Source organism: Sorangium sp. So ce363 (assembly GCF_051520435.1).
Lineage (GTDB): Bacteria > Myxococcota_A > Polyangia > Polyangiales > Polyangiaceae > Sorangium > Sorangium cellulosum_B.
This window is the reverse complement of the sequence record NZ_CP150333.1, coordinates 4,855,248-4,882,126: the sequence shown is the minus strand read 5'-3', so window position 1 is coordinate 4,882,126 and position 26,879 is coordinate 4,855,248. Positions and strand designations below refer to the sequence as shown.

Annotated in this window: 18 protein-coding genes; 6 read left to right on the top strand and 12 right to left on the bottom strand. The window is 72.0% G+C overall.

The features are described 5' to 3' along the window. Positions 1-12 precede the first annotated feature (12 nt). The 5 genes from WMF12_RS18565 to WMF12_RS18545 all read right to left on the bottom strand — a co-directional run bounded on the left by WMF12_RS18565 (position 13) and on the right by WMF12_RS18545 (position 7,244). A complete protein-coding gene (locus WMF12_RS18565) occupies positions 13-1,509 on the bottom strand; it encodes a hypothetical protein (protein WP_437872896.1) in 1,497 nt (498 codons plus the stop codon). Positions 1,510-2,080: 571 nt separating this feature from the next. After that, the gene (locus tag WMF12_RS18560) at positions 2,081-3,958 is read right to left on the bottom strand and encodes a serine/threonine protein kinase (RefSeq protein ID WP_437872895.1); all 1,878 of its coding nucleotides are present in this window, start codon (positions 3,956-3,958) and stop codon (positions 2,081-2,083) included. Positions 3,959-4,122: 164 nt separating this feature from the next. Beyond that, entirely contained in the window at positions 4,123-4,440 is a 318-nt protein-coding gene (locus WMF12_RS18555; RefSeq protein ID WP_437746974.1) for a Rieske (2Fe-2S) protein, read from the bottom strand. A gap of 11 nt (positions 4,441-4,451) precedes the next feature. Further along, positions 4,452-6,896: a nitrite reductase large subunit NirB gene (nirB, locus tag WMF12_RS18550; RefSeq protein ID WP_437872894.1), complete on the bottom strand. Its 2,445-nt coding sequence runs from the start codon at positions 6,894-6,896 to the stop codon at positions 4,452-4,454. A 3-nt stretch (positions 6,897-6,899) separates the two neighbouring features. After that, the gene (locus WMF12_RS18545) at positions 6,900-7,244 is read right to left on the bottom strand and encodes a hypothetical protein (protein ID WP_012236117.1); all 345 of its coding nucleotides are present in this window, start codon (positions 7,242-7,244) and stop codon (positions 6,900-6,902) included. 159 nt (positions 7,245-7,403) lie between these two features. On the opposite strand from WMF12_RS18545, the gene WMF12_RS18540 reads away from it, so the two are divergent. Both WMF12_RS18540 and WMF12_RS18535 read left to right on the top strand, forming a co-directional pair. Next, positions 7,404-8,972: a GMC family oxidoreductase gene (locus WMF12_RS18540; RefSeq protein ID WP_437872893.1), complete on the top strand. Its 1,569-nt coding sequence runs from the start codon at positions 7,404-7,406 to the stop codon at positions 8,970-8,972. 77 nt (positions 8,973-9,049) lie between these two features. Next, the gene (locus tag WMF12_RS18535; RefSeq protein ID WP_437872891.1) at positions 9,050-9,745 is read left to right on the top strand and encodes a hypothetical protein; all 696 of its coding nucleotides are present in this window, start codon (positions 9,050-9,052) and stop codon (positions 9,743-9,745) included. 78 nt (positions 9,746-9,823) lie between these two features. Here the strand turns inward: WMF12_RS18535 and WMF12_RS18530 are convergent, their stop codons facing one another. Beyond that, on the bottom strand, positions 9,824-11,182 hold the full coding sequence (locus WMF12_RS18530; protein ID WP_437872890.1) for an FG-GAP repeat domain-containing protein: 1,359 nt from the start codon (positions 11,180-11,182) through the stop codon (positions 9,824-9,826). 432 nt (positions 11,183-11,614) lie between these two features. Next, the gene (locus WMF12_RS18525; protein WP_437872889.1) at positions 11,615-12,316 is read right to left on the bottom strand and encodes a hypothetical protein; all 702 of its coding nucleotides are present in this window, start codon (positions 12,314-12,316) and stop codon (positions 11,615-11,617) included. A 556-nt stretch (positions 12,317-12,872) separates the two neighbouring features. Here WMF12_RS18525 and WMF12_RS18520 point away from each other — a divergent pair. The 3 genes from WMF12_RS18520 (at position 12,873) to WMF12_RS18510 (ending at position 15,829) form a co-directional block, all read left to right on the top strand. Next, positions 12,873-13,931, top strand: a complete 1,059-nt coding sequence (locus WMF12_RS18520) for an alpha/beta fold hydrolase (RefSeq protein ID WP_437872888.1) — start codon at positions 12,873-12,875, stop codon at positions 13,929-13,931. Further along, positions 13,928-15,241, top strand: coding sequence for a fatty acid desaturase family protein (locus WMF12_RS18515; RefSeq protein ID WP_437872887.1), 1,314 nt, complete (start codon positions 13,928-13,930; stop codon positions 15,239-15,241). The genes WMF12_RS18520 and WMF12_RS18515 overlap by 4 nt, the downstream gene beginning before the upstream one ends. Before the next feature lie 93 nt (positions 15,242-15,334). Beyond that, a complete protein-coding gene (locus tag WMF12_RS18510; protein WP_437872884.1) occupies positions 15,335-15,829 on the top strand; it encodes a PaaI family thioesterase in 495 nt (164 codons plus the stop codon). Between the two features lie 37 nt (positions 15,830-15,866). Here the strand turns inward: WMF12_RS18510 and WMF12_RS18505 are convergent, their stop codons facing one another. Both WMF12_RS18505 and WMF12_RS18500 read right to left on the bottom strand, forming a co-directional pair. Then, positions 15,867-17,441: a DUF1552 domain-containing protein gene (locus WMF12_RS18505; protein WP_437872883.1), complete on the bottom strand. Its 1,575-nt coding sequence runs from the start codon at positions 17,439-17,441 to the stop codon at positions 15,867-15,869. Between the two features lie 61 nt (positions 17,442-17,502). Beyond that, on the bottom strand, positions 17,503-19,125 hold the full coding sequence (locus WMF12_RS18500; RefSeq protein WP_437872882.1) for a DUF1592 domain-containing protein: 1,623 nt from the start codon (positions 19,123-19,125) through the stop codon (positions 17,503-17,505). A 443-nt stretch (positions 19,126-19,568) separates the two neighbouring features. Between WMF12_RS18500 and WMF12_RS18495 the strand changes: the two genes are divergently transcribed. Further along, positions 19,569-20,261, top strand: coding sequence for a hypothetical protein (locus WMF12_RS18495; RefSeq protein ID WP_437872881.1), 693 nt, complete (start codon positions 19,569-19,571; stop codon positions 20,259-20,261). Between the two features lie 9 nt (positions 20,262-20,270). Here WMF12_RS18495 and WMF12_RS18490 read toward each other — a convergent pair whose 3' ends face one another. From WMF12_RS18490 to WMF12_RS18480, 3 genes are all read right to left on the bottom strand, one after another. Then, on the bottom strand, positions 20,271-21,284 hold the full coding sequence (locus WMF12_RS18490) for a lipase secretion chaperone (RefSeq protein WP_437873868.1): 1,014 nt from the start codon (positions 21,282-21,284) through the stop codon (positions 20,271-20,273). 54 nt (positions 21,285-21,338) lie between these two features. Next, positions 21,339-22,250 carry an esterase/lipase family protein gene (locus WMF12_RS18485; protein WP_437872879.1) on the bottom strand — a complete coding sequence of 304 codons (912 nt, stop codon included), beginning with the start codon at positions 22,248-22,250 and terminating at the stop codon, positions 21,339-21,341. 416 nt (positions 22,251-22,666) lie between these two features. Then, the gene (locus tag WMF12_RS18480; RefSeq protein ID WP_437872878.1) at positions 22,667-26,878 is read right to left on the bottom strand and encodes a serine/threonine-protein kinase; all 4,212 of its coding nucleotides are present in this window, start codon (positions 26,876-26,878) and stop codon (positions 22,667-22,669) included. Position 26,879: the final 1 nt, after the last annotated feature.

The window sequence follows — 26,879 nt, the reverse complement described above, 5'->3', positions numbered from 1 at the left end:
AGCCGGTGGCGCTCAGGTCGCGGTTACGACGGTGATCTCGCCGGTCGTGTACAGGGCGGAAGTGTCCCAGGCGAGCCCTGGGGCGAGCGGCAAGGCGATATTCACGGCAGCGAACGTCCCCGTGAGATCACCGCTCCAACCGAGCAGAACGATGGTGTCCCCGGCCTGAAACGACACAGACCCGTCGGCCGGCAGGACCACCAGCGCACCGTCGAGATCGACATCCCCATCCACCTGGAGGAGCGGCAAGGCGCTCGAGCCTGCGACCGTGATGCTGAGGGCGGCGCCCGGCCCCTGGCTGTAGCTGCCGGCAATGCCGGTCGACGTGTGAACCTCCCCGACGGAGAGCTCGCCGGCCTGCATGTTGGCGAGATCGCCCGCGAAGCTGCCGATTTCGAGGCGCCCGCCGGCGAAGTCGAAGTCGCCCTCCGCGATCTCCATTGCGCCCGCGATGAGGTCGCCGTCCGCTAGACGCACGGAGGGCCCCAGGTAGGGATAGGGATAGCCGCCAGCCGTCGGTGCAGTCCGGAGGAGGCCGCCGATGCTCACGAAGGCGTCCTTGTCGACGAGGAGCGACGGAGATTGATTGCCTATGGCGAAGATGGTGACGTCGCCGCTATTGAGCCACGATGCATAGACATCGTTTGCCTTGACGAAGCCCCCGCCGAGCTCAGAGCGTATCTCGGTGTCTTCCGTCACGAGGGTCCCATAAGCCCCGACGGTGAGCGTGCCATATCCACGGTTCGCCCCCACGCGCAGGAGCCCCTGGTTGGTCCACGTGCCGCCCCAGCCGCTCACGCTCGCGTGGCTGTTCATGAAGTCATCGCCGTCGATTCGTGCGCCCACCGTGAAGAGCTGGCCGCGGTGAATGTTCAGCAAACCACGGCTCCTCACGCCCAGAACGAACTGCCCCGTGCTCACCCACTTCGTCGCGGAACCCGTGATGGCGACCTCACCCTCGCAGATCGAGCAGCCGTGGGTTCCGCCGATATAGACGTTATGTGAAAAGAAGCTCGCTGCTTGCTTGAGCTCGACGTAGCCTTGCCCAGCTCTGCCGATGTAGGTGTTCGTTCTGCTCGTCAGGGTGGCGTCGTACCCCTCGACGAACACACGACCATAACCCAGCGAGCCTCTGAAGCCCACCACGAGATCATCGGTGATCACCTCGGCACCGTTCCGGATGACGACCCAACCCTCGGTATAGTTTCTGCCGAGCTCAAGGGATCCGTTATTGATCCATGTCGAGCCATACCCGTCGACCTGGACGATGCCGAAATCGGCGCTCCCTCCATCCACGGACGCGCCAGGGCTGATCAACGCCCCACCATTGGTCACCTCGACCGTCCCAGATCTCACGACGAGCCGGTTCAGCCCCAGGTCCCAAGGGTCGGATGGATTCTGAGGCGATACGTCTCCCCGAGTGGTCACGTCTGCATTGGCTGGTTCTGCCACGCTCACCGACGCAGCGACAAACAACGCCGAGAGAGCACATCGAACTTGGTGGCTCATTACCCCGATCCCTCCACAAGAATATTCAGTGCCAATGGGAGCCCACCATCGCCCTGACGCCTCCGCAACGCCGGAGCACCAAGCGAACGTGGTCTCCCATAATGGGATGCATGTGCGAATCGGTTCATTCATCGCAATGCCTTTTGTTGCGCCACCGCGGCCTGGACTCGGGCTCGACCGCCCAGGCGGAAAAATTAATCTACACAACCACGCGATTCTCATTGCCAGCCGTCGCGGCGGCGGACCTCCCGGCCGTAGCCGCCGGTACTCGACGACGTACTGGAGCGCGACGCCGGGTGGCGCGGCGGCACTCTGCGCGGCCGAGGCGGAGCTCTTGGCGGCGCTCGGAGGAGCGGCTTAGGCGATGGCGACCGTCGCCGAACAGGTCACCGTCGGCTCGCAGCGCGACGCCGCGGCTTCGCCGGCCCCGGCGCCTCTCCGCCGCTCTCCTGCACCGATGCTTCAGCGGCGATATGCGAGAGCCGGATCCTCCAGCGCGTCGCCTCCCGTCGCAGAGGCCTTCCGGCTCTCGCGACCGGAGAGCGCGCGCGGGCTCCGACGCCTCGCTGGATCACCGGCGCACCAGCGCCTCGCTCCCCGCCAGCGTGCCGCCCAGGGTCCCCCATCGCCCCGCGAGCTGCCGGCCCGCGATCGCATAGCTGACCACGCCGACCTGCTGGCTCGGCGACCAGCCCACGACGAGCTGATCGCCCGAGCGGATGCCCACCCCCTTCAGCGCGCCGGTGCTCAGCGCCCACGTGACGGCGTACGTCTCGCCCGTGGGCACGATGACGACCGTGCCCTTGCGAGCGCCGTCGACGATCCGGTAGCTGCCGACCAGCCCTTCAGGGCCCTCCAGCTCCTCGGAGATCACCTGGCCGGGCCGGTCCGTGGCGATCCACTGCCCGCGGAGGCGGCCGCCGTCGATGCGGTAGGCGGCCGCGCCGTAGGGCCCGCCGCTCGCCCATCCCACGGCGAGCGTCTGCCCCTGCACGAACGCGATCCCCTCGTAGCCCGCGCCCTTCGTGATGATCCAGGCGATGCGGTACGTGTCACCGCTCGGGGAGAGGAGGACGTTGCCCGAGTAGCTGCCCTGCCCGCCCGGGTTGCGCGACGATACGATGTCGTACGTGCCGGCCAGATCGACGTCGCTGCTCGCCGCGGCGCTCGATGGTCTGGCCGGCGGCGTCGGAGCCCCGCCCGCGGGCGCATCGCCGCTGCCGTGCAGCGGCGCCGGCGGCGCGCTGTCGGCGGCGCGTTCCGCCGCGCGGAACCGCTGGAAGGCCATGAAGCCGAAGGCCATGAGCGCGGCGGCGGCGACCAGCCCGCCGCCGGCGATCGCGAGCAGCAGGCCCCAGGGGGCCCTGCGCGGGGGCAACGCCGGCACCGGGACGAGCGTGCCGCCGGCCATGCCGCCGACGTCGGTGCGGTAGACCCCCGGCTGGGTCGGCGCGGTGGTCGGCCCGGAAGGGCCGGAATACACCGGCGGTGTGGGCATGGATGGCACGGCCGGCAGCGGCGCGGACCTGTGGGCAGCCGCGGCGAGCACGGGATCGAGCGCCGCCATGGCCTGCGCCGCGTCGGCGAAGCGAGCGCGGACGTCGCGGGCGAGGCACCGGGCGAACCAGGCGTCGAAGCCGGGGGGGATCAGGTGCGCGCAGCCGAGCTGCGCGGCGCGGGCGGACGGCGGATCCAGCGGGCCGAAGAGCACCTCGCGCATGAGCGACATGACCGAGGCGCTCGGCCCGCGGCTCGGCTCGACCCAGTAGACGCGCGCGGTGAGCAGGTAGAACGCGAGCAGCCCGAGCGCCCAGACGTCCGACGCCGGGACGACCTGCGCGGCGAGCTCGGTCTGCTCGGGCGCCATCCAGAGCGGCGTCCCGACCGACGCGGTGATCGACGTCGTCGCCCGCGCCTCGGCCACGATCTTCGCGACGCCGAAGTCGAGCACCTTCACCTTGAAGCGGACGTTCTGCTGCCGCGGCCGCGCGATGAAGATGTTCTCGGGCTTGAGATCGCGGTGGACGACCCCCGCGCGGTGCGCCGCGCCGAGCGCGTGGCACAGCTGCCCCATCAGCTCGCGCACCTCGTCGGGCGGCAGCGCGCCGCGCTGCGCCATCACGGCCGAAAGGTCGGCCCCGTCGAGCAGCTCCATGGCCAGCCAAGGCGTCTGCGTCGCGGGATCGACCCCCGCGGCGACGACCTCGACGACGTGATCGCTCTCGATCCGCGCCCCTACCCTCGCCTCCTGCTCGAAGCGCTCGCGGAAGCGCGGGTCCTGCGCGAGCTGCGCGTGCATCAGCTTCACCGCGCGCGGCTTGCCCGTCGAGAGCTGCTCGGCGACGAACACGGCGCCCATGCCCCCCTGGCTCAGGGGGCGGACGACGCGGAAATCGCCCCCGAGGACGGCGCCGGGGGCGAGCGGTGCGGCTGTCGTGGGGTCGGCCATGACGAACGGGAACCCTCCAGGCAACATCGCGTGACGCGGGATGCGCGACGCGCTCCGGTAGCGTACCCAAAGACGCGCGATCCAGGGGCTCCGCGGAGCGCCCGCGCGGCAGCACACGCCATCGCCGGCGTCGGGCCTCCCCCCGGGCGCGGGGCGGCCGGCGCTCAGCCCCCGCCGCCCTCGATCCGCACCAGGATCTGGTTCGTCGCGCTCAGGCGGACGGGATAGGTCTTGAGCCCCTCCCCGCCGCTCAGGGCCTCTCCGGTCTCCAGGTTGAACTTCTGGGCGTGCAGCGGGCAGATGAGCGTGCAGCCGCCGAGCAGCCCGTCGACCAGCGGGCCGCCGCGGTGCGGGCAGCTCGCCTGCGTGGCGAACACGCGGCCATCCCGCGCGACGAACACCGCGATGCGCTCCGATCCGACCTCGAACGCGCGCCCCTCGCCCGGCGGGATCGCCGAGAGGGGGCCCAGGGTGATCTCCATGTCGCGCCCCCTCATTGCACGATCGGCAGGACCGATCGGAACTGGTTCGCCGTCTTCGGTGAGTTCGCCTCTCGCCACGGATCGCGGTACGCCTCGACCGTCTTCCGCATCTCCTCGTCGAGGCGCGCCGCGATGCCCTCGCTGTCGTCCACGACCACCGCGCGGATCTTCTGGATGCCGACGCGCTCCACGAAGCCGTACGTCCTCTCCAGGTACCTGGCGTTCTCGCGGTAATACTGGATGAAGCGGCCCATGAGCCGGAGCACGTCCTCGTGCGCGTCGACCCCACAGAGCACGTCGCCCTTGCGCACGTGGGCGCCGGCCGCGCCACCCACGTAGATCTCCCACTTACCGCCCTCCACCGCCACGGCGCCGACGTCCTTCACCATCGCCTCCGAGCAGTTGCGCGGACAGCCCGCGGTCGCGAGCTTCAGCTTGGCCGGCGTGTCCATGCCCTGGAAGCGGTCCTCGATCTTCAAGGCGAGCGCGATGCTGTCACCGAGCCCATACCGGCAGAAGTCGCTCCCCACACAGCTCTTGCACGTGCGGTACGACTTCCCGTAGGCGAACCCAGAGGGCATGTCGAGATCGCGCCACACGGCCGGCAGGTCCTCCTTCTTCACGCCGAGCAGGTCGATGCGCTGGCCGCCGGTGAGCTTCACGAGCGGCACGCGGTACTTGTCGACGACGTCCGCGATCCGCCGGAGCTGCGCGGCCGACGTGACGCCCCCCGCGATCTGCGGGATCACGCTGAAGGTGCCGTCCTTCTGGATATTCGCGTGAACGCGGTCGTTGATGAAGCGGGCGTCGCGCTCGTCCTCGTAGTCGTGGTGCCATAACGTGCGGAGCAGCGACGCGAGCCCCGGCTTGCTCCCCGGGTCCTCGTTCCCGCCGGCGAGCTCGCGGAACACGGCGGACACCGACCGGAGCCCGCGCTCGCGGATCGCCTGGACCAGCTCGGGCTTGCTCAGCGGGACGCCAGGCACGTAGTAGCTGGCCGCGGGGTCCTGCTCCGCCGCGCCCCCGCACGCCCACGCCACGACCTCCGAGACGAGCTGCTTGCAGGCCCCGCAGCCCATGCCCGCGCGCGTCGCGTCCATGATGGTCCGGAGGGTCCGCTTGCCGGAGCGCACACACGCGACGAGGCCCTCCTTGGTGACGCCGTTGCAGTTGCAAACCTGCATCCCCTGCGGCATCTCCTCGATCGTCGCCTGCGCCGAGGGCGCCCCGATGTCGAACAGCAGCGACAGCCGCTCTTCCGGGAGCGGCGTGCTCTTGTCGAACGCCTGCATCAGGTACGCTGCCTTGCTGACGTCGCCAAGGAGGATGCCGCCGAGCAGCCTGCCGTCGCGGATGATGAGCTTCTTGTACGTGCCCTTCTTCGGCTCGAGGAACTGCACGATCTCGTCGCGGTCGTCGGCGGGCTCGGTGATGCCCATCGAGGCGAGCTGGATGCCCATGACCTTGAGCTTCGTGGAGACCTTCGAGCCGGCGTAGGAGGCCTTCTCGTTGCGCTTCGTGATGTGATCGGCCAGCACCTTGCCCTGCTCCCAGAGCGGCGCCACGAGCCCGTAGACCTGCCCCCGGTGCTGGCAGCACTCGCCGACGGCGTAGATCCTCGGGTCGTCGGGCGAGCGCAGGTGGTTGTCCACCACGATCCCGCGCTCGACGGTCAGGCCGGCGCGCAGGGCGATCTCCACGTTCGGCCGGATGCCCGCGGAGATCACCACGAGATCGCAGGCGAGCGCCTCGTCGTCGGCGAAGCGGAGCCCCGTCACGTGATCCTCTCCGAGCACCTCCTTCGTGCTCTTGTTGAGGTGCACCGTCACGCCGAGCTGCTCGAGCGTGGTCCTCAGGATGCCGCCCGCCGTGGCGTCGAGCTGCTGCCCCATCAGGTGACCGCTGATGTGGACCACGTGGACGTCGAGACCGAAGTTCTGCAGCCCGCGCGCCGCCTCGAGCCCGAGGAGCCCGCCGCCGATGACCGCGGCGCTCCGCTTGCCCTTCGCGTACTGGGCGATCTTGTTGCAGTCATCCAGGCTGCGGAACACGAACACACCGGGCTTCTCCTTGCCGCCCTCGAGCCGCAACCCCTGGATCGGCGGGATGTACGCCGAGCTGCCCGTCGCGAGGATCAGGTTGTCATACGGCGCCACGACCCCGTGATCGCCCGTCACCTGGCGCGAGTGCCGGTGGATGGCCCGCGCGCGCACGCCCGCGTGGAGCTGGATGCCGTTCTCGCGGTACCAGGTCAGGGGGTTCAGGAAGATCTCGCTCGGGTCCTGGGAGCCGTTCAGCACCTCCGAGAGCAGGATGCGGTTGTAATTGCCATAAGGCTCGTCGCCGAAGATGGTGATCTCGAACTGGTCGGCCCCGCCCCGCGCGAGGATCTCCTCGACCGTGCGGACGCCGGCCATCCCGTTGCCGATCAACACGAGCTTTCGCTTCTTCTGCATGGCTCAGATCTCCGCCAGGCCGATGTCGATCGTCGCGAGCCCGCGCGCGCCTTCGGGCGCGCCCACGCACAGCTCGATCACGCTCTCCGGGTGGATGTCCTCGACGATCACGAGGGGCACGTGGATCGCCGCCTTGGCGCCGATCGGGAAATAGCGCATCGGGTGGCCGTCGCGCTTGAGGAGCAGGTAGATGAGCTCCGACGTGGAGTTGCCCGCGCGCAGGTAGATGAGCTGAGCGCGCTTGTCCCGCGGGACGGTGTACCCGACCGCCGGACGAAGGGGCACCGGCTGCTCCAGGCCCTGCCCCTCGAACGAGTAGACACCCTGTATGAACCTCGGTGTTTCCAATGTGGCCTCCCGGGCGGATCATCGGACCCTCGGACGGGCGCGCGCGCCGTACGCCGCCCGGCGCGCGCCGCTCTGGCGCCGCATGAAGGTCATACAGCGAGGACAGTTTCGAGGGTTCGTTGCCCGGCGGCGCGATCCCGTGTAGGTCGAGTTTCCAAGGTGTTTCGAACGTCAACGTCCTCTTCCCCCCGCCCGGCCGGCGCCGCGGAGCTCGTCGTCGTCGGGGCCGGCTCGGCGGGCGCCGTGATCGCGGCGCGCGTCACGGAGCGCGCGGATCGCGAGGTCCTGCTGCTCGAGGCGGGCCCGGACTACCCGGACCCGGAAGGCCTGCCCGCCGATCTGCGGGACGGCACCCGCAACTCGTGGCTCGCGCACGACTGGGGCTATCGCCACCGGCCGACGCCCGGGCAGATCATGTTCCTCTTCCCGCGCGGCAAGGTGGTCGGCGGCTCGTCGGCCGTGAACACGTGCATCGCGGTCCGCGGCCAGCCTTACGACTACGACGAGTGGGCGGCGCTCGGCCTGCCCGAGTGGGGCTTCGACGCCTGCCTGCCCTATTTCAAGCGCCTCGAGGACGATCTCGACTTCGGCGAGCCCTGGCACGGCAAGGGCGGTCCGGTGCCGATCCGCCGCGCCCGGCGCGAGGAGCTCGTGCCGTGGCAGGCGGCGTTCGTCGACGGGTGCAGGGCGCTCGGCCACCCCGAGTGCGCGGACACCAACGATCCGCGCGCGCCCGGCGGCGTCGGGCCGCACGCGATGAACAAGATCGACGGACAGCGCATGAGCGCCGCGCGCTGCTACCTGACCGCCGAGGTGCGCCGGCGCGAGAACCTGCGGCTCCGGCCGCGCACGACGGTGCGGCGGGTGCTCGTGCGGAACCGCCGGGTCGAGGGGGTCGAGATCGAGACGGACGGGCGCGTCGAGGTCGTCGCGACGCGGAAGGTGGTGCTGAGCGCCGGCGCGATCGCGACGCCCGGGATCCTCCTGCGCAGCGGGATCGGACCGCGGGCCGAGCTCGCGCGCCTCGGGGTCGCGCTCGTGTCCGACGTGCCCGCCGTGGGGGCGCGGCTGCTCGATCATCCGGGCGCCGTCATCGGCCTGTGGCCGCGCCGCCGCGGCCTGATCGACGTCCTGCGCCAGCCGCTCGTCCAGACGATGCTCCGCTACACGTCGCGCGGGAGCGAGTACCCGAACGACGTGATGCTCCAGCCGGGCTCGTTCTTCCCGCTGCACCCGCGCCTCACGGTGCCGGCGTTCGCGATCGCGTGCTGCATCGGCAAGCCGCGCGGCGTCGGCCGCATCGAGCACGTGAGCGCCGACCCGCACGCGCGGCCCCGCATCGCCTCGAACATGCTCGTCGACCGGGACGACCTGTCGCGCGCGGTCGACGCGCTCACGCTCGCGTACGAGATCGCCCGCACCGCGCCGATGCGCGAGCTCGGCTGGTTCGTCTGGCCCACGGAGCGCACGCTGATGCGGCGGGAGGCGCTGGAGCGGTGGATCACCCGGAGCTGCGGCTCGGGCTACCACCCGTGCGGGACGGCCCCGATGGGGCCCGAGGGGGACCTCTCGGCGGCGGTCGACGGGCGCGGGCGGGTCCGTGGCGTCGAGGGCCTGGTCGTCGCGGACGCGAGCATCATGCCGACCATCCCGAGCGTGAACACGAACCTGACAGCGCTGATGATCGGCGAGCGGTTCGGCGAGTGGCTCCGCGACGGCGCGGTGTAGCCACCGCCCGGGGGCGAGAGACCCGCTGACAGCGTTCGGCGCGCGCTCGAGGGTCGACCGGCGCTAAGGTCGCTCTCATGACGTCCACCGTGACCCGCAACACGGGCTCCACCATCAAGTACGCCGTCATCACGGCGGTGCTCGCCGGCCTCTCGTTCCTCTGTTTCCGCGCGATGATCGGCCGCTCCGGTCTGCTGTGGCTGCTCTGTCTCGCCGGCGGCCTCGGGTTCGCGGTGTTTTCGCTCGGGTCGCTCCTGGCCGCCAAGGACCTGGCCGGCACCGCGACGTGCCCGCGCTGCCAGGCGACGCTCGAGGAGATCGAGCTCAACCATACCGACGACCCGGCGTTCTGCGACAAGTGCCAGGCCGCGTACCTCGTCGACAAGCGCGTCCTCACCGTGCTCGCCGACGACTACGTCCACCCGACGCCGGGCTTTCCGGTGCCGGTGACGAGCGAGACGATCAGCTGGCCGGCAGGCTGCTGCGTGTGCGCGAAGCCGGCGACCCGCGGCATCGAGGCGAAGGCGCACGACGGCGAGACCGGGACCAACGCGGCCGTCGCCGCGGCCGGGCTCGCGCTCGGGAGCATCGCGGTGCGCACCGGCGGCGGCACGACCTACACGCTGCGCATCCCGCACTGCGCCGAGCACGACGACGGCGCGAAGCTCGAGATCGAGAGCAACAACAAGCCGCCGCTGAAGATCCGCTTTCGCTCGTACGCCTACCAGCGCCGCTTCCTCGAGCTGAACCCGAAGCCGGCGAAGGCCGCGTAGATCCGGGCCCCCCGCTCCCGGCGGGACGAGCTCAGGACGGGCTGGACGAGGGGCAGGAGGCGCCGCCCGCGGGAGCGCTCAAGGCGCCGTCGCGCAGCCGCGACCGCGGAAGACGACCAGACCGTCGAGCTGGACGCCCACGACGTCAGGGCACCCGTTGCAGTCAAAATCGGTGATGCCGACGCCGAAACCGTCGATGTTTTCGAAGGTGCCTGGGAATGGAGCCGCCTCGGCTTCGAACGTGCCCTCCTGGGTCTGGAGGAACGACCACATCTCGGCGGTGTTTCGGCTGACCGCGACGAGATCGCTCCGCCCATCGAGGTTCAGATCGGCGATCTGCAGGCCTCCTGAGACGAAAACCTGGTGGTCATCGATGGTGAGCAGCGGCTGCGGCGCAGTCAGGTGGCCGAGCTCGTCTTGCAGCAGGATCCAGACCCGCATCGGCCCGTCGGAGTACTCGTGCGTGATGGCGGCGACGTCCTGGCGTCCGTCGTTGTTCACGTCGCCCACCGCGACCGAGACGAACGAGACGCCTGAGCTCGGCGGCGTGGTCTCGAAGAAGACCTGCTGTCCGGTCGTGTCGAACCCGCGCTCGATGTCGTGCGGAAAGACGGCGATGCCCGCGCCCACGCCGGTCATCGCGATCACCGCGTCGGGGTGGCCATCCCCTGTCACGTCGCCGGTGACGATGCCGGACATGAACACGCCGCCCGGCAGCTCGTGGGTCAGCTCGAAGCCGCCGCCGCCGTCGCCCCGGTAGACGAGGATCTTGCTGTGATAACCGAGCCCGACGATGTCGAGGACGCCATCCCCGTCATGGTCCACGGCGGTCGGGGAGAACGTGGTTGGCGCGGCGATCGTCCTCGGGGGCTCGAAGGCGCCGCCGCCCTGGTTGCGGAGGAAGGCGAGCCCTTCCTGCTGCGCGACGACGACGTCGAGCGCGCCGTCGTGGTCCGCGTCGAGCAGCAACGTGTCCTCGACCGAGTTGGCCGGCGTGGAAGGGGTGTAGATGACTTCGCCGTTCAGGTCCCGTACCCGCGGATGGGTCTGCAAGTACAGCGCTCTGCGATCCGTGCTCACGAAGTCGAAGCGCCTGTCCCCGTCGATGTCGCCCAGCGACAGCTGACCCATGTACACGCCCGAGGACTCTGCGGGATAGAGGAGACCGGGCTTCAGGTAGTAGCCGCTTCCGTCGCTCGGCTCCTCGCCTGGGAACGGGCCCGCGCATCGATCGCCCACGCCGCCGCCGTTCGGCACATCGACGACGTGCTCGGCCGTCCCCGGCCGGGCAACGGGCCTGTCCGGCGAGTCGACGTCAGCCGCCTCCTCGTCCCGCGGCGGATCGACCGAGTCGTCGTGGGGAGATGGCTCGCGAACGACAACCGAGCTCTCGCACCCCGAGCTGAATCCGATGAGCAAACAACAAGCTACCAACATGCGTCCGCTGCTGTGTCGCGCACACCCCATAGGCTACCTCCGCAAGACAAGTGAAACCCACGAACCTGAACGTCTCCAGGACACGCCCGTCCCCGCGCCCTCGGCGGCTCGGCGACTACGATGCAATGAACGGGCTGCGCATTCATCGGAGCAGGAAAATCGCATCGCGTCATCTGGGGCGCGGCGGCACGTTCTTGCCCGGCGCATCGCGTCGCCGAGCCGGCCACGACGGTTCTCCCTGCCGGCAACGCGTCGTGGTGTAATTTTCCACCACGACGCGCGCCCAGCTCCGTGAATCCCCGGAGCACCTCTTCCGCGAAGGGGCAACAACAGACACCTTGCTCTTTTGCGCCTCTGCGCTCCTGGCGCCTTTGCGTTGAAGTTCTCCCCGCTCGCGAGGCAGAGCCCCGTCAGGATGTCTGACCTGCGGGTTCAGCAGATCATCCCCTGGCCGCGCATCTCGGCGAGATCCTCGTCGCTCGGCCGGCGGTGCCGCCCGAGGAGCAGGTCGCCGAGCCAGAGGAGGTTGTAATTGCAGTGCATGTACCGGTGGTGCAGGTAGTGGTGCCGGGAGATGAAGCGCACGTAGCGCGTGTCGAGCAGCCACCGCATCGGCCGCGACGCGCGGGCCATGGCCTCGGCCCGCGGCATGTGCAGGTACGGGTGGAGGACGAGCGACGACAGCGGGTAGATCACGAGCGGCAGCAAGGCGCCGACGACCACCGCCGCCGGGAGGAAGAGCGCGTACAGCGCGAAGAACGGCAGCACGGGGGCGGCGAACGCGAGGATCCCCAGGCCGGCCAGCGAGACGCCGTATTGCTCGCGGATCATCCGCCGGTCGCCCTGGGTCTCGACGATCCAGCGATCCAGCCGCTCCTGCTCCTCCCGGTTCCGGAACTGCCGCACGTGACTCTCACGGTAGGTCTTGCCGTGATGCACGACCGAATGACTCGTATGTGCGCGCAAGAGCGGGCGGCCCACGAAGCCGAGCCGCTTCGCCGCGCTTCGGACCTTGAGGGTCGCGTGCAGCGCGTTCCGGTGGAGAAACGACTCTGCCATGGAGACGGTGAGATAACCGATCACGACGCCCGCCACGATCTGGACAGCCCCTGTAGACATTGCCACGGGATTCATGGGTATGCTCCTTCGCGCAGACCTCTGGTCTGCAAGGGACGCTGGCGCGGCCGGCGAGCAGCGCGGCCGGGATGCCTTCGTCGATGCCGGTTCGTGCATGGCAACCTCGGTGCCAGCCGGCTGCGGCGCGACTCCGCCCGTCCGGCGCCGCGGTTCGGCGTCCGGAGCCCTCACGCGGCGCCGCGGGGGCGCTCCTCACATGGAGGCCAGGACCTCCAGCTGGCGGCTGGCCCCTTTACCCCGGCTGGCCGCAGGGACCCGCCGGCGGCGCGGCGCGTTGCTCGATCGAGCAAGCGGATGTCCGCGCCGATACAGCCTGGGCTCGCTGAAGCCCCGGGGACGCGCGGCGCGCCCGCGTCGGGGCGGAGGGCGGCCCACGAGGCCCGCTGGAGACTGGCATCCTTGCTGCAATGACGCCTCTCGCCGCCGCACCCACGCCGCCCCGTGCCGGCCGTGGCCGGCTGTCGCTCGGCCCGGCTCCTCGGCGAACACCCGGGGATCAGGAGCTCACGCCGGACAGCGCGCCTCGCGGCGGAGAGGAAGAGGTAGAGGACCCATGATCGAGCAGAACGCCCTTCATCGCGCATCCTTGATGCAGCGTCCCGAGCCCCTGACCGCGCAGCAGGGGGAGCGCGCGTCTCTCGTGCGCCTCGTGCGCGGCCACGCCGCGACCCTCGCGGGCTTCGTCACGAGCAGCCTCACCCCGGAGCTCACGTCCCCGGTCCCCTGGCGGTTCCGCGTCCCTGGCGGACCGTACGGCGCGGCGACGCTGACCGGCCTGTACTTCCCGTCCCCGGGCAGCCGCGAGCTGGTCGTCCTGCTGCACGGCATGGGCGGGGATGTGCGCTCGGCCTACCTGCGCGCAGCGACGGCTGCCCTGCGCGCGCAGGGGCTGTCGGTGCTCCGCCTCGGCCAGCGCGGCTCGTCGTGCGACCCGGAGGATCTCCACCACGCGGGGCTCTGGGAGGACCTCGCGGCCGTGCTGAGCGGCGATCCCATGGTTGCGCGCCAGGAGCGGATCTTCGTCGTCGGCTTCTCGATGGGCGGACACGTGGCGCTCCACCTCGCCGCGGCGGGGCACCCGCGGCTCGCGGCCGTGGCCTCGATCTGCTCGCCCCTCTACCTCGATCGCGCCGTGAGCCACATGGATCGCCCCGAGAGCGTCGTGTACCGGCGCCACGTCCTCGGGGGGCTGAAGCGGATGTACCGGGAGATCGCGCGGCGGCGGCAGATGCCCGTCCCGCCGTCGGCCGTCGATCGGGCGGCGACGCTGCGCGAGTGGGACCGCCTGACGGTGGTCCGCCGCTTCGGTTTCCGCGATCCCACGGCCTATTACGAGGCCCAGGGCGCCGGGAGGATCCTTGGCTCGCTGGCCACCCCGGCGCTGCTCCTGTACTCGCGCCAGGATCCGATGGTGCCCCCGGCGACGCTCGCCGGCCTGGCAGCGCGCGGGGGGCTCTCGTCGCCCGCCCGCGTCGTCTGGATGGACGGCGGCGGCCATATCGCGCTTCCCCGCAGGCTCGATCTCGGCCTCGGCCCGGCCGTGCCTCGGACCCCGTACGAGCAGATCGCCGCCTGGCTGCGGCGCCACCAGGCCCCCGGGGGCGCGTCATGAGCGCTCGAATCATCACCATGGCCATGACACGCCTCGCTTCGCTCGAGACGCAGAGGACGGAGCTCACGATGAAGACCGATGATGCGTTCCCCCGCACCGCGCCCGTGGCGACCGACACGGCCCCTCGCACGACCTCGCTCTCGGCCGAGGATGCCCGGCGGCTGATGGCGGGCATCAAGGCGATCCGCGCCGGCGCCTCGGCCCGGACGGGCGCGGAGGATCTCCGCCATATCAAGCGCCTGTCCCTGCTGGGCCGCGCCTTCTCCGCCCTCGGGTACGCGACGTCCGCGCTCGGGCCCAACCCGATCTCGATGATCCTCATCGCCCTTGGCCGGTTCGCCAGGTGGGTCGTTGTCGCGCACCCGGTCCTCCACAAGGCGTATGATGGCGTCGCCGGCGGCGACCCGGCCTGGAACAGCCGCACGTTCGCGCGGGGCCCGCGCAGCCTGTGGGACTGGTTCGACTGGCTGGACGCCGACGCGTGGCAGGCGCAGCACAACGTCTCTCATCACTGCTACACCGGCGACGAGCGCGACCCCGACCGCGTCGCCGTCAACATGGCGTGGCTGAAGAGCAAGCCGAAGTTCGTCCGCGCGCTCGCGCTGCTCGTGACCGCGTGCACCTGGAAGTGGCTCTACTATGGCCCGGCCACCCGGAGCGCCCTCCGCAAGCGGCGCGAGCGCGCGGCCGAGGCCTCGACGGAGGGGCGCGAGCGCGCGGCCTGGTCGCCCAGCGTGCTGCTCGACCGCGAGATGCTGCTCCGCTCGTACCTGCCGTATGCGCTCGTCCACTTCGTCCTCCTGCCGCTCGCGTTCCTGCCGCTCGGCCGCTGGGCGGCGCTCGGCGTGCTCGTCAACAGCGTGGTGGCGGAGCTCCTGTCGAACCTGCACAGCTTCGCGGTGATCGCGCCGACCCACACGGGCCTGGATATCCCCATCTTCGAGGGCGCCGCGCGCAGCCGCGAGGAGTACTACGTCCGGCAGATCGTCGGCTCGGTGAACTACGAGAGCCCCAGCAGCGCCGCCGACTTCCTGCATGGCTACATGGGGTATCAGATCGAGCATCACCTCTGGCCGGACCTGCCGCTCCGGCAATACCCCGAGGTCGCGAGGGAGGTCGAGGCCCTGTGCAGGGAGGTCGGGCTCCCGTACCGCAGGGACTCCATCTGGAGGCGGATCGCCGAGATGGTCCGCGCGGTGATCAGCGACGAGGAGGTGCAGGCCGCGCGCGTCGCGATCTCCGGCGCCGGCGCGCGCCGCGCCGGACGGAAGAACGGCGGTGGCCTTGAGCTCGCTTCCTTGCACGGATAGGCTCTGAGGCCCATCGATCGCGGGCTCGCGCGGACGTCACGGACGTCACGGACGTCGCGAACGTCGGATTCAGGAACAGGGAGAGAGGGAATCATGACGACGAATCAGGAACGACAGCTGGTGGTGACGTGGCAAGATCCTGCGCCAGCGGTGGAGAAGGTGAGATCGATGTCCGGCCTCGCCTACCTCACGGCCATGATGAACGGCGAGCTGCCGATGGCGCCGATCGCGAGCTTCCTCGGGCTGCGGGTCGCGGCGGTGGAGGGCGGCCGGGTCGTCATCACCGGATCTCCCGGCGAGCAGCACCAGAATCCGATCGCGATGGTCCACGGCGGGTATCTGAGCACGATGCTCGACTCCGCGATGGGCTGCGCCGTGCACGCGTCCCTGGAGGCGGGGGTCGGCTACTCGACCGTCTCGCTCCAGGTCAGCTTCGTGAAGGCCCCGCGCGCCGGCGGGCCCGAGCTCATCGCCGAGGGCCGCGTCGTCCACCTCGGCAAGCGCCACGCCACCGCCGACGGGACGCTGCGCGACGCCGACGGCACCCTCTACGCCCACGCCACCACGACGTGCCTGATCCTGCGGTGAGCGCCGCCCGCGCCGGCTCGCCCGTGAGCCGGCGCGGCTACCGGAGGATCTCCTCGAGCAGCGCGTTCGGCACGCCGCGGAGATCGTCGCCGAACGACCCGACGCCGAGCTCGTAAACCTGGTTCAGGATGGTGAACCAGAGATCGCGGAGCTGGCGATCGTTCCCCACAGCGTCGTAAGCGACGTGCGCGTCGTTCAGGAAGACGCCGTCGCCGCCGAGGAGCACGATGGGCAGGTCGTAGGCGTCGTGATCGTGGGTCCGCATCTCGCTCATGTACACCATGACCGAGTGATCGAGCACCGTGCCGTCGCCCTCCGGGATCGCGTCGAGCCGCTGCGCGAGCTGCGCTGTCTTCTGTCCGAGCCAGCAGTTGATCGCCGCGAAATCGAGGTTGCTCTCCTCGACGACCCTGTAGCGGCCGCCCTCCGTCGCGCGGTCCAGGTAGCCGGGGCCGTGCTGGGAAGCGTGGAAGTGCAGGCTGCTCGCCGGGTTGTGCTCGAGGCCCACCTTCGCGCGGACGTCCTCGGGGATGCACCGGTATTCGAACTCGGAGCGCGCGTCGTCGAGCATGTGGGTGACCACGCGCGTGACGTCGCACTGGATGGCCATGACGATGAGATCGATCATGACGTTCGCGTGATCGTCGTGCCTGTACTCGCCGGCTTCCGTGCTGTCGTTCTCGTTGAGCCCCTCCCCCGGCCCGGGCGGCTCGGGCACCATCCCGGGCTCGCCGATCGGCGCGCAGCCGAGGTTCGCCGGGATCGCCGCCTGGACGCGCGCCACGTTCTTCTCTATCTCCCGGAGCGAGTCCAGGTATTGCTGGACGATCTTGCGATCTTCCGAGCCGACGCGCCTCATGAGCGCGTTGGCGTCCGCGAGCACGGCGTCGATCACGCTCTTCTCGGCCGCCGCGCGGCGCTCGGCCTCGATCCTCGCCTGCTCGGCGGTCAGCCCGGGCACGGGCGCCGCGCTCGCCGCTCCAGCGCTGACGAGCGCGTCGAACACCGCCTTCGGGTTGACCGAGCGCTTCAGCGGCTCGCGCGGGCCCTTCCAGGAGATCGCCTGGTTGTACGCGTAGCTGCGCTCGTCGAAGAAGCCGGGCTTGACCCCGAGCCCCGTCTGCAGCGACGGGATGCGGGTCGCCTGCTCCGGGCCCGCCTTCTGGACGATGAGCTGGTCGACCGAGACGCCGTTGCCCACCCACGCGCCGAGGTCCTGCCCCTCGGCCCTCCCCAGCCGATCGGCGTCGACGCAGGTCGACAGCGCGGCGGTGCACCGCGAGTGGGACGGCTCGATGTACGGAGCCTGCTCGTTGCTCCACGTGTAGTTGCCGAGGCGGCTTATCATGAGCATCTTCGATTTCACCGGCGCGAAGTGCTCGAGCACCCTCGGGAGCTTGAAATCGGCTCCTCTCAGCGTCTTGCCGAACGCGGGGGCCGTCTCCCACCAGTGGTGGGGCGCCCCGTTCGGGAAGGTGCAGAGCAGGAATCGCTTCGGGGCGCCCGGCTCCCCCGCGCGCGCCCCGCGGGGCGAGACGCTCTCGAGCCACGGCAGCGCCAGGCAGACGCCCGCGCCCCGCAGCAGGGCCCTGCGCGACAGTCGCCGCTTCATGTGCCCACCGCTCCTTCCTGCCCGGGCTCGCGCAGCGCCGACGCCGATGACCCGAGCCCCATCATGGCGCGCCTCCCTGCCCGTTCCCGTGCCGCAGGCGGAACGCCTCGCTCGTCACGATCCGCTTCACCAGCTCTCCGATGGTCCCGCCGGACCAGGCCGCGGCGATCGCCTTGATCTCGGGCCTGTCCTGCGACGTCGGGCTCCGGCGCAAGGCGTAGGCGAACAGCTGCTCCGTCGGGCACGTCCCCGACGCGGCGGCCTTCTTCAGCGCGGGCACGAGGCCGGAGACGTCATCGAACGCCGTGCCCTCGTAGACGCCCGTCGCGTCGATCGCGTCGCCGTTCGGGTACGCGGTCCGGTAGGCGCCGATCGGGTCGAAGTGCTCGAGGCTCAGCCCGATGGGGTCGAGCACGTCGTGGCAGCTCGCGCAGTCGGGCGACTCCCGGTGCTTCTCTAGCTTCTTGCGCACGTTGTCGATGGGGATCGCGTCCCCGCCCGCGGCGTCGAGCTCCGGGATATCCACGCCGGCGGGAGGGGCCAGGGGGGTGCAGAAGAGCTGCGCCAGGATCGTCTTTGCGCGGGACGTGGGAGAGGTCCTGTCGGCGTGGGACGACAGCGTGAGGAACGCCGGGAGCGTGAGGAAGCCGCCGCGCGCGCCCTCCGGATCGTTCTCGTAGATCGGCGCGAGCTGCGGGCTCTCCGGGTGAGGCGCCGTCAGGAACTCGGACCAGGGCCGCTCGCCCGTCGTGAAAGCGGCGAAGTACGCGTTGGCCTGGTCGAGCATCGCGCCCCTGAGCTCGTGGCTCCATGGGGGGAACAGGGCCGCGTCGGCCTCGTGGCTGGGGAGCGTGCGGGTCCCGAGCCATTGCCCGAAGAAGTTCCGGAAGAACGCGGCGCTCTTCGGGTCGGCCAGCATGCGATCGACCTGCGGGCGGAGATCGCCCTCGGTGGCCAGCTCATCGCGCGCCGCCGCGTCGAGGAGCGCGTCGTCCGGGAGCGAGCTCCAGAGCAGGTACGAGAGGCGTGACGCGATCTCGTAGCCGTTGAGGGCGCCCGGCGACCCCGCCGCGTCGGGGCCGAGCTCGATCCTGAGGAGGAAATTCGGCGACGTCAGCAGCGCGCGGACGACGTGCTGCACCGCCTCGACCGGGGACATCTCGAGCGCGGTCACCGCGTGGGTGTACTGCGCCGCGTAGCGCTCGACCTCCGCCGCTTCGAGCGGGCGCCGGAAGGCCCGCAGCCCGAAGCGCGCGATGATGTCGCGCGCGCACCCGTCGCCCGCGCCCGCCCCGGGATCACACACGAGGATCGCCGCGCGCCGCGCCTCGTTCGAGAAGGCGTCCGCGGCGAGCTGCCTGGCGGCGTCGTAATACCCCTGGACCAGGACCTGCGAGAGGCTCGAGAGCGCGCCGACGTTTGCGTCGAAGCCCTTCGCGCCGGCGGCCGGGAAGCTGTCCGCCGGTCGCAGGCTCGTCCCGAGGAGGTGGGCGACGGTGCTGTTGTACTCCGCCGCCGTCATGTGGTGCAAAGGCATGCCGCCCGGCGCGGCGGCGGCCGGCGCCGGCGTCGGCGCGTCGTCGCACCCGAGGAGGCCACCGCACGGGACGCTCAGCAGACACCCCAGAGCGGCGAGCCGGAGGCGCGCGGCGGCTCGATCGGGTCGGACGGGTCGGAACGTCATCGTCGGCTTCCCACGTGCGGATTGCGGCCTGACAAATCCCTCATTTGTTGGCATTTTCAGCAGAAAATTGAACAGGGAGGCGGGGAGACGGGGAGATTTTGGGGATTGTACTCCCCGTCTCCCCGCCTCCCTGTTCAATTTTCTCGAAAAATTCGAGAGCGCCGCGGATCCCCGGGCCTGGCGGTGTCAGACGCTCCTCGTCTGCGACGTCTTCCCGGGGCGCGGGACTCGGCACCTCTTCGCCAGGAAGCGGAATCACAGAGGCGCCGAGGACTCCGAGGGAATCGCAGAGAATCGCTGTGCGCTCCTTGCCCTCTGTGCTCACTGCACCTCCCTGGCCGGATCCCGGGCACTCGAGCGACGGGGGCGAAAGGCATCTCCCGCAGGAGGCCCGAGGCTTGCTCTCTCCAGCGCAGGTGCGTCGATGGCACCGGGAGGGGCGCATGTGGACTTCGAAGACGGGGAGAACCAGCGGTAGGTCAACAAGGGGTAAAGGCGTCGTCCAGGGGCTCGCCGGGCTTCTCGGGATCGGCCTCTGTCTCGGCATCTCCAGCGCCTCCGCCGCTGACGCGACGCAGGCGGCCTCGCCTCAGGCCATCTCGCCTCAGGCGCCGGCGCAGGGTCGTGTCACGCCGTCGCGGCAGACCGCGACCATCGCGCAGCGCGCCCCGCAGCGGGTCGCGACCGCCGCCTACGTCGCGAACCCGCGGAGGGCGCGCTGGATCATCGCGGGCGCGTCGACCCTGGGCGGCTTCTGGGTCGCGTCGGCCGTCCGCGGCGCCGCCCTCTCCCTCGCGCAGCCGGAGGTGCGGATCCGGCTGGTGCCGCAGTGCTCCCAGGGCGCCTGCTTCGTCGTCCGGCGCCACGAACGCACCTCGGCCAACCCCGCCTCGCTGCTGATCCCCCTCGCGGGTCCGTGGATCCACCTCGGCACGGGGCGGCCGACGGCGGCCAGCGCGGTCGGCCTCTCCCTCCTCGGCGCCGGGCAAGCCGTCGGCCTGGGGATGCTGCTCGGCGGCATCGCCATGCCTCGGCAGGTGCGCGTGCCGCTGCAGCGCGGCCAGGTCCTCCAGGTGGGCGCAGCCCCGCTCGTCACCCCCGACGGGCTCGGGCTCTCGATCAGCGGATCGCTGTAGGCGCGCCCGTCACCGCGGGAGGCCCAGGATCGCCCGCACGCGCAGCCGCTCCTCGGGCGTGAACGAGCCCTCGAGCAGCGCCTCCTCCTCGGCGCGCCGCGCGTCGGGATCGGCCACCGTCGCCTCGATGTCCGCGCGCGCGCCGGCGAACGCGTCGAGGCGCTGCTGCCAGGCCGCCCGCTGCCGGTCGAGCTCCGCGAGCCGGTCCGCGGCCTCGGGGCCCACGGTCGCGACCCGGTGCGCGTGCAGCGCCTCGTCCGAGGCGCCCGCGTCCCGGAGCGCCTGCTCCTCGGCCTGCTGCGCGAGCGGGCGCGTCGCCGCCTCCCGCGCCTCGCGGACGGCCTCCGGGAGCGCCGCCTCGACCTCCGCGATCCGCGCGTCGCGCTCCTCCGGCGAGAGGGCCTCGTCCGCGAGGATGCGGGACTCCTCGATCGCCGCCTCGATCTCCCGCTCCTCGTCGCCGAACAGCCGCGCCGCGGCCGCCTCGCCGAACCATGCGCGCCGGATCGCGCGCAGCGCGTCGAGGCGCGCCGCCGGATCGGCCTCCTGCTCGACGCGCGCCCCGCCGGCCGCCTCGCGGTAGCCGAGGTACCGGTCGAACAGCGCGATCGCCTGCTCCGCCGCGCGCCCCGTCGCCCGCTCCCGGATCGCCGCGACGACGCGGGCCCTGATCGCCGGCGCCGGCTCCTCGCCGGTGGCGCTGAGGAAGTAGTCGAACAGCCCGAGCAGCTCCGGGCCGACGACCAGATCGCCGCGCTCGTCGGCGATCACCGCGCCGTCGACGCCGGTGCCGCGGAGCGAGGGCGGCGCGGCGATCGCCGGCGGGCGCGGCGCCGCGTGAGGCCGCGAGACCGACAGCGCCTGCCGGAGGCGCGTGGGGGCCGGCGCCACCGACAGCGCGGGCAGCGCCTCCTTCCGACCGGGGCGCGCGGCCCCGTCATTCGACCTGCCAGAGGGCGCCGCCGGTCGAGGCCGCTCCCCCGAGAGGAGGCGCCCCACGCCGACCGTCGCGACGAGCGCCATTGCCACGAAGAAAGCGGTCCTGCCACGACGCGCCACGAAGAGCCCTCCAGAAGGTTAGAGGCCGACGGCCTTCAGCCGGCTCGCGTGCGACCGGAACACGGACTTCGGGTTCGGGCCAGACAGGTTGATAAACCCGAAGAGCTGATTGACCTCGTCGAGGTGGTTCATCGCATAGTCGTCGCGGACCACCTCCCCGAAATGGGAGCTGCACCTGCCCACCATCCCGTCGTTCGACTCCGAATACAGCGTGGAGATGAGCTTGAGCGTCAGGTCCGTCGGATCGATGAGGCTCGTGACGACCGCTGTCCCCGACCACGAGAAGAAGCGCACGCCGCCCTCCTCGGCGGGGCCCTGCCCGCACCGGCCGTCGGGCAGCCCGGCGGGGTAACGCGCGTTGAACTCGCGCATCCCGGCGGCGGACAGCGATCTGACGGCGGCGATCGCGTCCTGAGGCGCCGTGTGCCCGCTGAGCAGGCTGAGCACGGCGCCGAGGCCGTTGGCGAGGAACGAGAGCGCCCCCTCCGCGAACCCGCCCTCCCGCAGGTTCTCCTGGAGGAAACTGGCGAGCTCGGCCCCCTGATGCGGAGACCCGATGGTGGTCACCGAGGCAATGAGATCCGGCCGCACCGCGGCGACATACCGGGCGTCGAGCCCGCCATGGCTGTGCCCGACCAGGTTGACCTTCCCGCTCCCGGTGCGCGCGACGATATCCTCGACCTGCGCGAGCAGCGCCTCCCCCCGCGCCTCGGTGCTGTCGAACTGGGGCACCTCGGTGGCGTACACCTCCGCTCCGCCGGAGCGCAGCGCCGCCGCGATCCCACCGAAGTAGTCGATCACCCCGAACATCGCCTTGAAGCCGGCCATCCCGTGACAGAGCACGATCGGATACCGCGTCTGCGCATAGCTCTTCATCGCCAGCGCGCCCTCGCCGACCTCGGCGCGCTCCACGTCCGCCGGCTCGTCCATCGACGCGACGCATCCTTGCGAGAGCAGCACCACGACAGCTCCCGCCGTGCACCGCAATGCGTCAATCCACATCCGGCGCCCGGCCCATCGTTTTCTCTCGACTCTCTGATTTCGAGCGGGTGTGACGGCGGTGGGTCGTGCAGCGCGCATGCTGGAGGAATGAGCTCGTCTGATCACCTGTCACCTCTGATAGAGTATTTGTTTAATTCGAATCAAGCAGAACTCACAGGCTCTCAGCGCGACAAGCACCTCGCGTATCCTGGACAATCGGAAGACAGGTGTCCTCCCCTTCACGGGTCACGTCGGTCCAGGCGGAGCGACAGGGCATCAGCGCGGGGGCGCCCAACCGCTCATGTCGCGGCGAGGGCCTGGGACACGCGGACGGGCGAGGCGGAGGGCGCGCGCCCTCGGGGCGGCTAGGTCGCCGTGGCGCCGCGGACGATGCGCGCGTTCTCGGGCACCGCCGTCAGGAACCGCTCGCGCCGCCGCGGGTCCGCGATCCGCCGCGCCCGCGCGAGCAGGAGCTCCCTGGCCTCCGAGAGCACCGCGGCCGCCTCGCCGTGGGCGCCGGACGCCGCGAGCGCCTCGGCGTAGGCGAGCCGCACGAGCGACTCGCCTTCTTCCAGGGATCCGAGCGCCGCGAGCTCGCCGAACGCCGCCCGCGCCGCGCCGAGCGCCGCCGCGACCTCGCCCGCGGCGAGCAGCGCCCGCGCGCGCACCGCCACGGCGGCCGCGCGCAGCCGGGGGGCCACGTGCAGCGCCGCCTCGGCCGCGCGCGCCTCCCGCTCGGCGGTCGCGGCGTCGCCGGAGAGGAGCGCGATCTTCGCGAGGTAGGTCCGCGCCACGCCCTCCATGCGGAGGTCGCCCCGCTGCTGGAACGCCTCCACCGCGCGCCGCTCGACGAGCTGCGCCTCGTCGAGCTTGCCGAGCTGCCCGAGCGCGTGGCCGAGGTTGTGCAGCGCCACCGTCTCGAGCTCGCGCAGCCCCATCCGGTCCGCGGCCTCCAGGGCCGCGCGCAGGACGGACTCGGCCGCCCCGAGCTCGCCGAGCTCGGCGTAGATGAAGCCGAGGTTCGCGCCGATCACGCACGCGCTGCGCCTGTCCCCGGCCTGCTCGAAGGCCGCGAGCGCCGCCTCCAGGCCCTCGAGGCACGCCTCGGGATCGCCGCCGGCCGAGGCGCGGATCGCGCGGAGCTGCTGCGCCATCGCGACGAGCTCGGCGTCCGGCGGCGGATGCGCGCGGAGGTCCTCGTCGATGCGCGCGAGCAGCGCGTCGGCCTCGGCGTAGCGGCCGCCGAAGACGAGCTGCGCGCCGCACTCGCAGAAGCACGCGATCCGGGCGCGGCGCAGCGCGGCCGCGCCGGAGGACAGCGCCGCGGACGCGGCGGATAGCGGCGCCGGGGGCGCGAAGGACGGCGGCCCCGCCTGCGCAACGGAGGGCGGCGCCGGGGGCACCCAGGGCGGCGGCGCCGCGGACGCGAACGTGGGAGGCGCCGCGGACGCGTAGGAGGGCAGCGCCGCGGACATCCCCTCGGCGACGGCGGCCCACCGCGCAACGCGGTCGACCGCGCCGAGCTTCCCGGCCGCGGCGGCGATCTGGGTGACCGCCCGGAACCACCCGGCGCAGCCGGCGGGGAGCAGCTCGGCCGCGGACGCGCCCAGCTCCTCGGCCGCCGCGAGGTCGCCCGTCCAGACGTTGACCTCGGCCGCGACCAGCCGGAGCGCGCCGAGATCCTCGCCCTCGGCGCCGCACGCCTCGCCGCACGCGGCGCGCTCGATCGCGGCGCGCAGGTCGTTCGCCTCGAGCGACTGCTCGGCCGCGCGGCGGTACCAGCGCACCGCGCGGCCGGGCTCTCCGCCGCGGCGGAAGTGCTCGGCCACGCCCCGCGGATCGGCGGAGGCGCTCCGCTCGAGCCACGCGCCCGCGAGCCGGTGGCCGAGGGCGCGGTCGCGCTCGGTCAGCATGGCGTACGCGGCCTCGCGGACGAGCGTGTGGCGGAAGACGTAGTCGGCGGCGTCGGCGAGGCCCGCCGACGCCGAGGCCGGCGCGACGAGCTCGCGGTCGGCGAGCGCCGTCAGCCAGGCCTCCACGTCGGCGAGGCGCTCCTCGCCGCCGAGCAGCGCCGCGACGCCGCGCTTCGAGAAGCGATCGCCGAAGATGCTGGCCGCCCGGAGCACGCGCTTGCCCTCGTTGCCCTCGGCGTCGAGCCGCGCCTCCACCGTGCCGAGCACCGAGTCGGGCAGGAGCTCCTCCTTGCCGCTCGCGACCGCGCGGATGAGCTCTTCCAGGTAGAACGGGTTGCCGCCGGCGCGCTCGACGAGGTGCGCGACCACGCCCTCGGGCACGGGCTCGCCGAGCGCGGCGCGCACGAGCTCCGCGCTCGCGCGGCGCGGCAGCGGGCCGAGCTTGATCGTCTGCACCTCGCGCTCGGCCCACAAGCTCGGGAACAGCCGGTGGACGTCCGGGCGCGCGAGCGCGAGCAGGATGAGCGGGAGCTCGCGGAGATTCCGCAGCGTCGCGTCGAGCAGGCGCACGGTGGCGGCGTCGCCCCAGTGGAGGTCCTCGAGCGCGAGGAGCACCGGGCGCGCGGCGCACTCGGCGGCGAGCCAGTCCTCCCAGGCGGCTCCCACGCCGTCGCTCATGCCGGTGGCGCTCTGGCGCGCCGCCCGCACCAGGCGGGCGTGCTCTGGTGACGGCGCGCCGCTGATCTCGCCGAGGAACGCCGCCGCGCGATCGAGCGCCGGGCCGCCCAGGTGACGCCCGAGCCGCTGCTTCAGCTTGCGTTGCCGCGCCCACGCCGGGTCGCGCGCGCGGAGGCCGGCGGCCCGGCAGAGCACGTCCGCGATCATGCCGAACGGCGAGCCGGGAGAGCCCGAGTCGGCGCGGCCCCAGAGGATCTCGATCGGCTCGTCCCGCTGCCGCAGGGCGGCGAAGAGCTCCAGGCGGAGCCGGGACTTGCCGGCGCCGGGCGGCCCGAGGACGAGCACCGCGCTCGCGAGCGCCTCGGAGATGCAGCCGGCGAGCACGCCGTGGAGCATCGAGAGCTCGCGGGCGCGGCCGACGCACGGGGTGCGCTTCCCGAGCAAGGCGGGGGCGATCTCGTCCACGGCGCGCTCGCCGTAAAGGAAGAGCGGCCCGCCCGGCGCCGAGGGTGCGGCGTGCGCGACGATGAAGCGCGGGCCGAGCATGTCGGCGGTCGCGCCGTCGATGCGCACCGCGCGCACCTCACGCTCATCGAGCGCCGCGCGGAGCTCGGCGAGGCCGCGGTCGATCACGTCGCCCTCGGCGAGGCCCGCGGAGAAGACGCCCCGCCCCGTGATGACGCAGAGCGGTGCGCCCGGGAGCTCGGTGCGGAGGGCGAGCGCGCACTGGGCGGCGCGCTCGGCGCGATCCACGGCGCTGCCGGGCCCGGACATCATGACGATCTCCACGCCCGGGACGAGCTGCGTGAGCCTGCCGCCGTGGAGCTCGATGAGCGAGCGGATCTCCGCGGCCCGGGCGCTCGACGTGGACGGCTGCGACCTGCTCGATCCGGGCGGCAGCTGCGACCTGCGCGAGGCGGGCGGTTGCGACCTGCGCGAGGCGGGCGGCGGCTCGCCAGGGGCCTCCTGGGGGGCCTGCGGGGCGGGCTGCGGCGCCCGGGCTGCGCCGTGGCCGGGCTCGCCGAGGAAGACGAGGCTCACGACGCGCTGCTCGCCCAGCGTGAGGGCGGCGCGGTCGCGCGGGGCGAGGCCGTGGGCCGGCGCGTCGGGCGGCGCGCCGCCCGCGAGCGTCGGCGCGTCGGGCGGCGCGGTCCACCCGCCCCGCATCGCGGCGATCCGGTCGAGCTCGGCCGCGACCTCGGCGCCGTCGCGCGGGCGGTCGCCGGGCTGCCTGGAGAGCATGCGCGCGACGAGCTCGTCGAGCGGTGCCGGCGCGTCCGCGCGCACGTCGCGGAGGCGGGGCGGGCTCATCAGCAGCACCCTGCTGAGCGAAGCCATCGGGCTCGCGCTCGCGAAGGCGGGCTGGCCGGCGAGGCACTCGAAGAGGACGCACCCGAGGGAGAACACGTCGCCGCGCGGGTCGGGCACGCTGTGCGCCTCGACCTGCTCCGGGGCCATGTACCCCGGCGTGCCGAGGACGCCGCCGGTGACGGTGACGCGCCCCGCGTCGCTGCTGGGCCGCGCGATGCCGAAGTCGACGAGCTTGACCCGCCCGGCGTCCCCGCCCGGGAGGAAGAGGTTGCTCGGCTTGATGTCGCGGTGGACGATGCCGCGCGCGTGCGCGAACGCGAGGGCGTCGGCGGCCCGGCGCACGAGCAAGAGCCCCTCGCTCGCCGGCAGGACGCGGCGCGCGAGGCGCGCGGCGAGGTCCTCGCCGTCGAGCCACTCCATGGCGAGGTAGCGATCGCCTTCCGGGGTGCTGCCGTGCGCGACGTAGCGAACGATGCCCGGGTGGACGAGCGCGGCGAGGAGGGCGGCCTCCCGCTCGAACCGCTCGATCTGGATCTCGTTCCTCAGCCGGACAATCTTGAGGGCGACCGCCGCGCCGCCGAGGCGGTCGTACGCCTTGTAGACGGTGCCCATCCCTCCGGAGGCGGCCTCGCCCTCGACGACGAAGCGCCCCGCGATGATCTCCGCGTGGCCCACG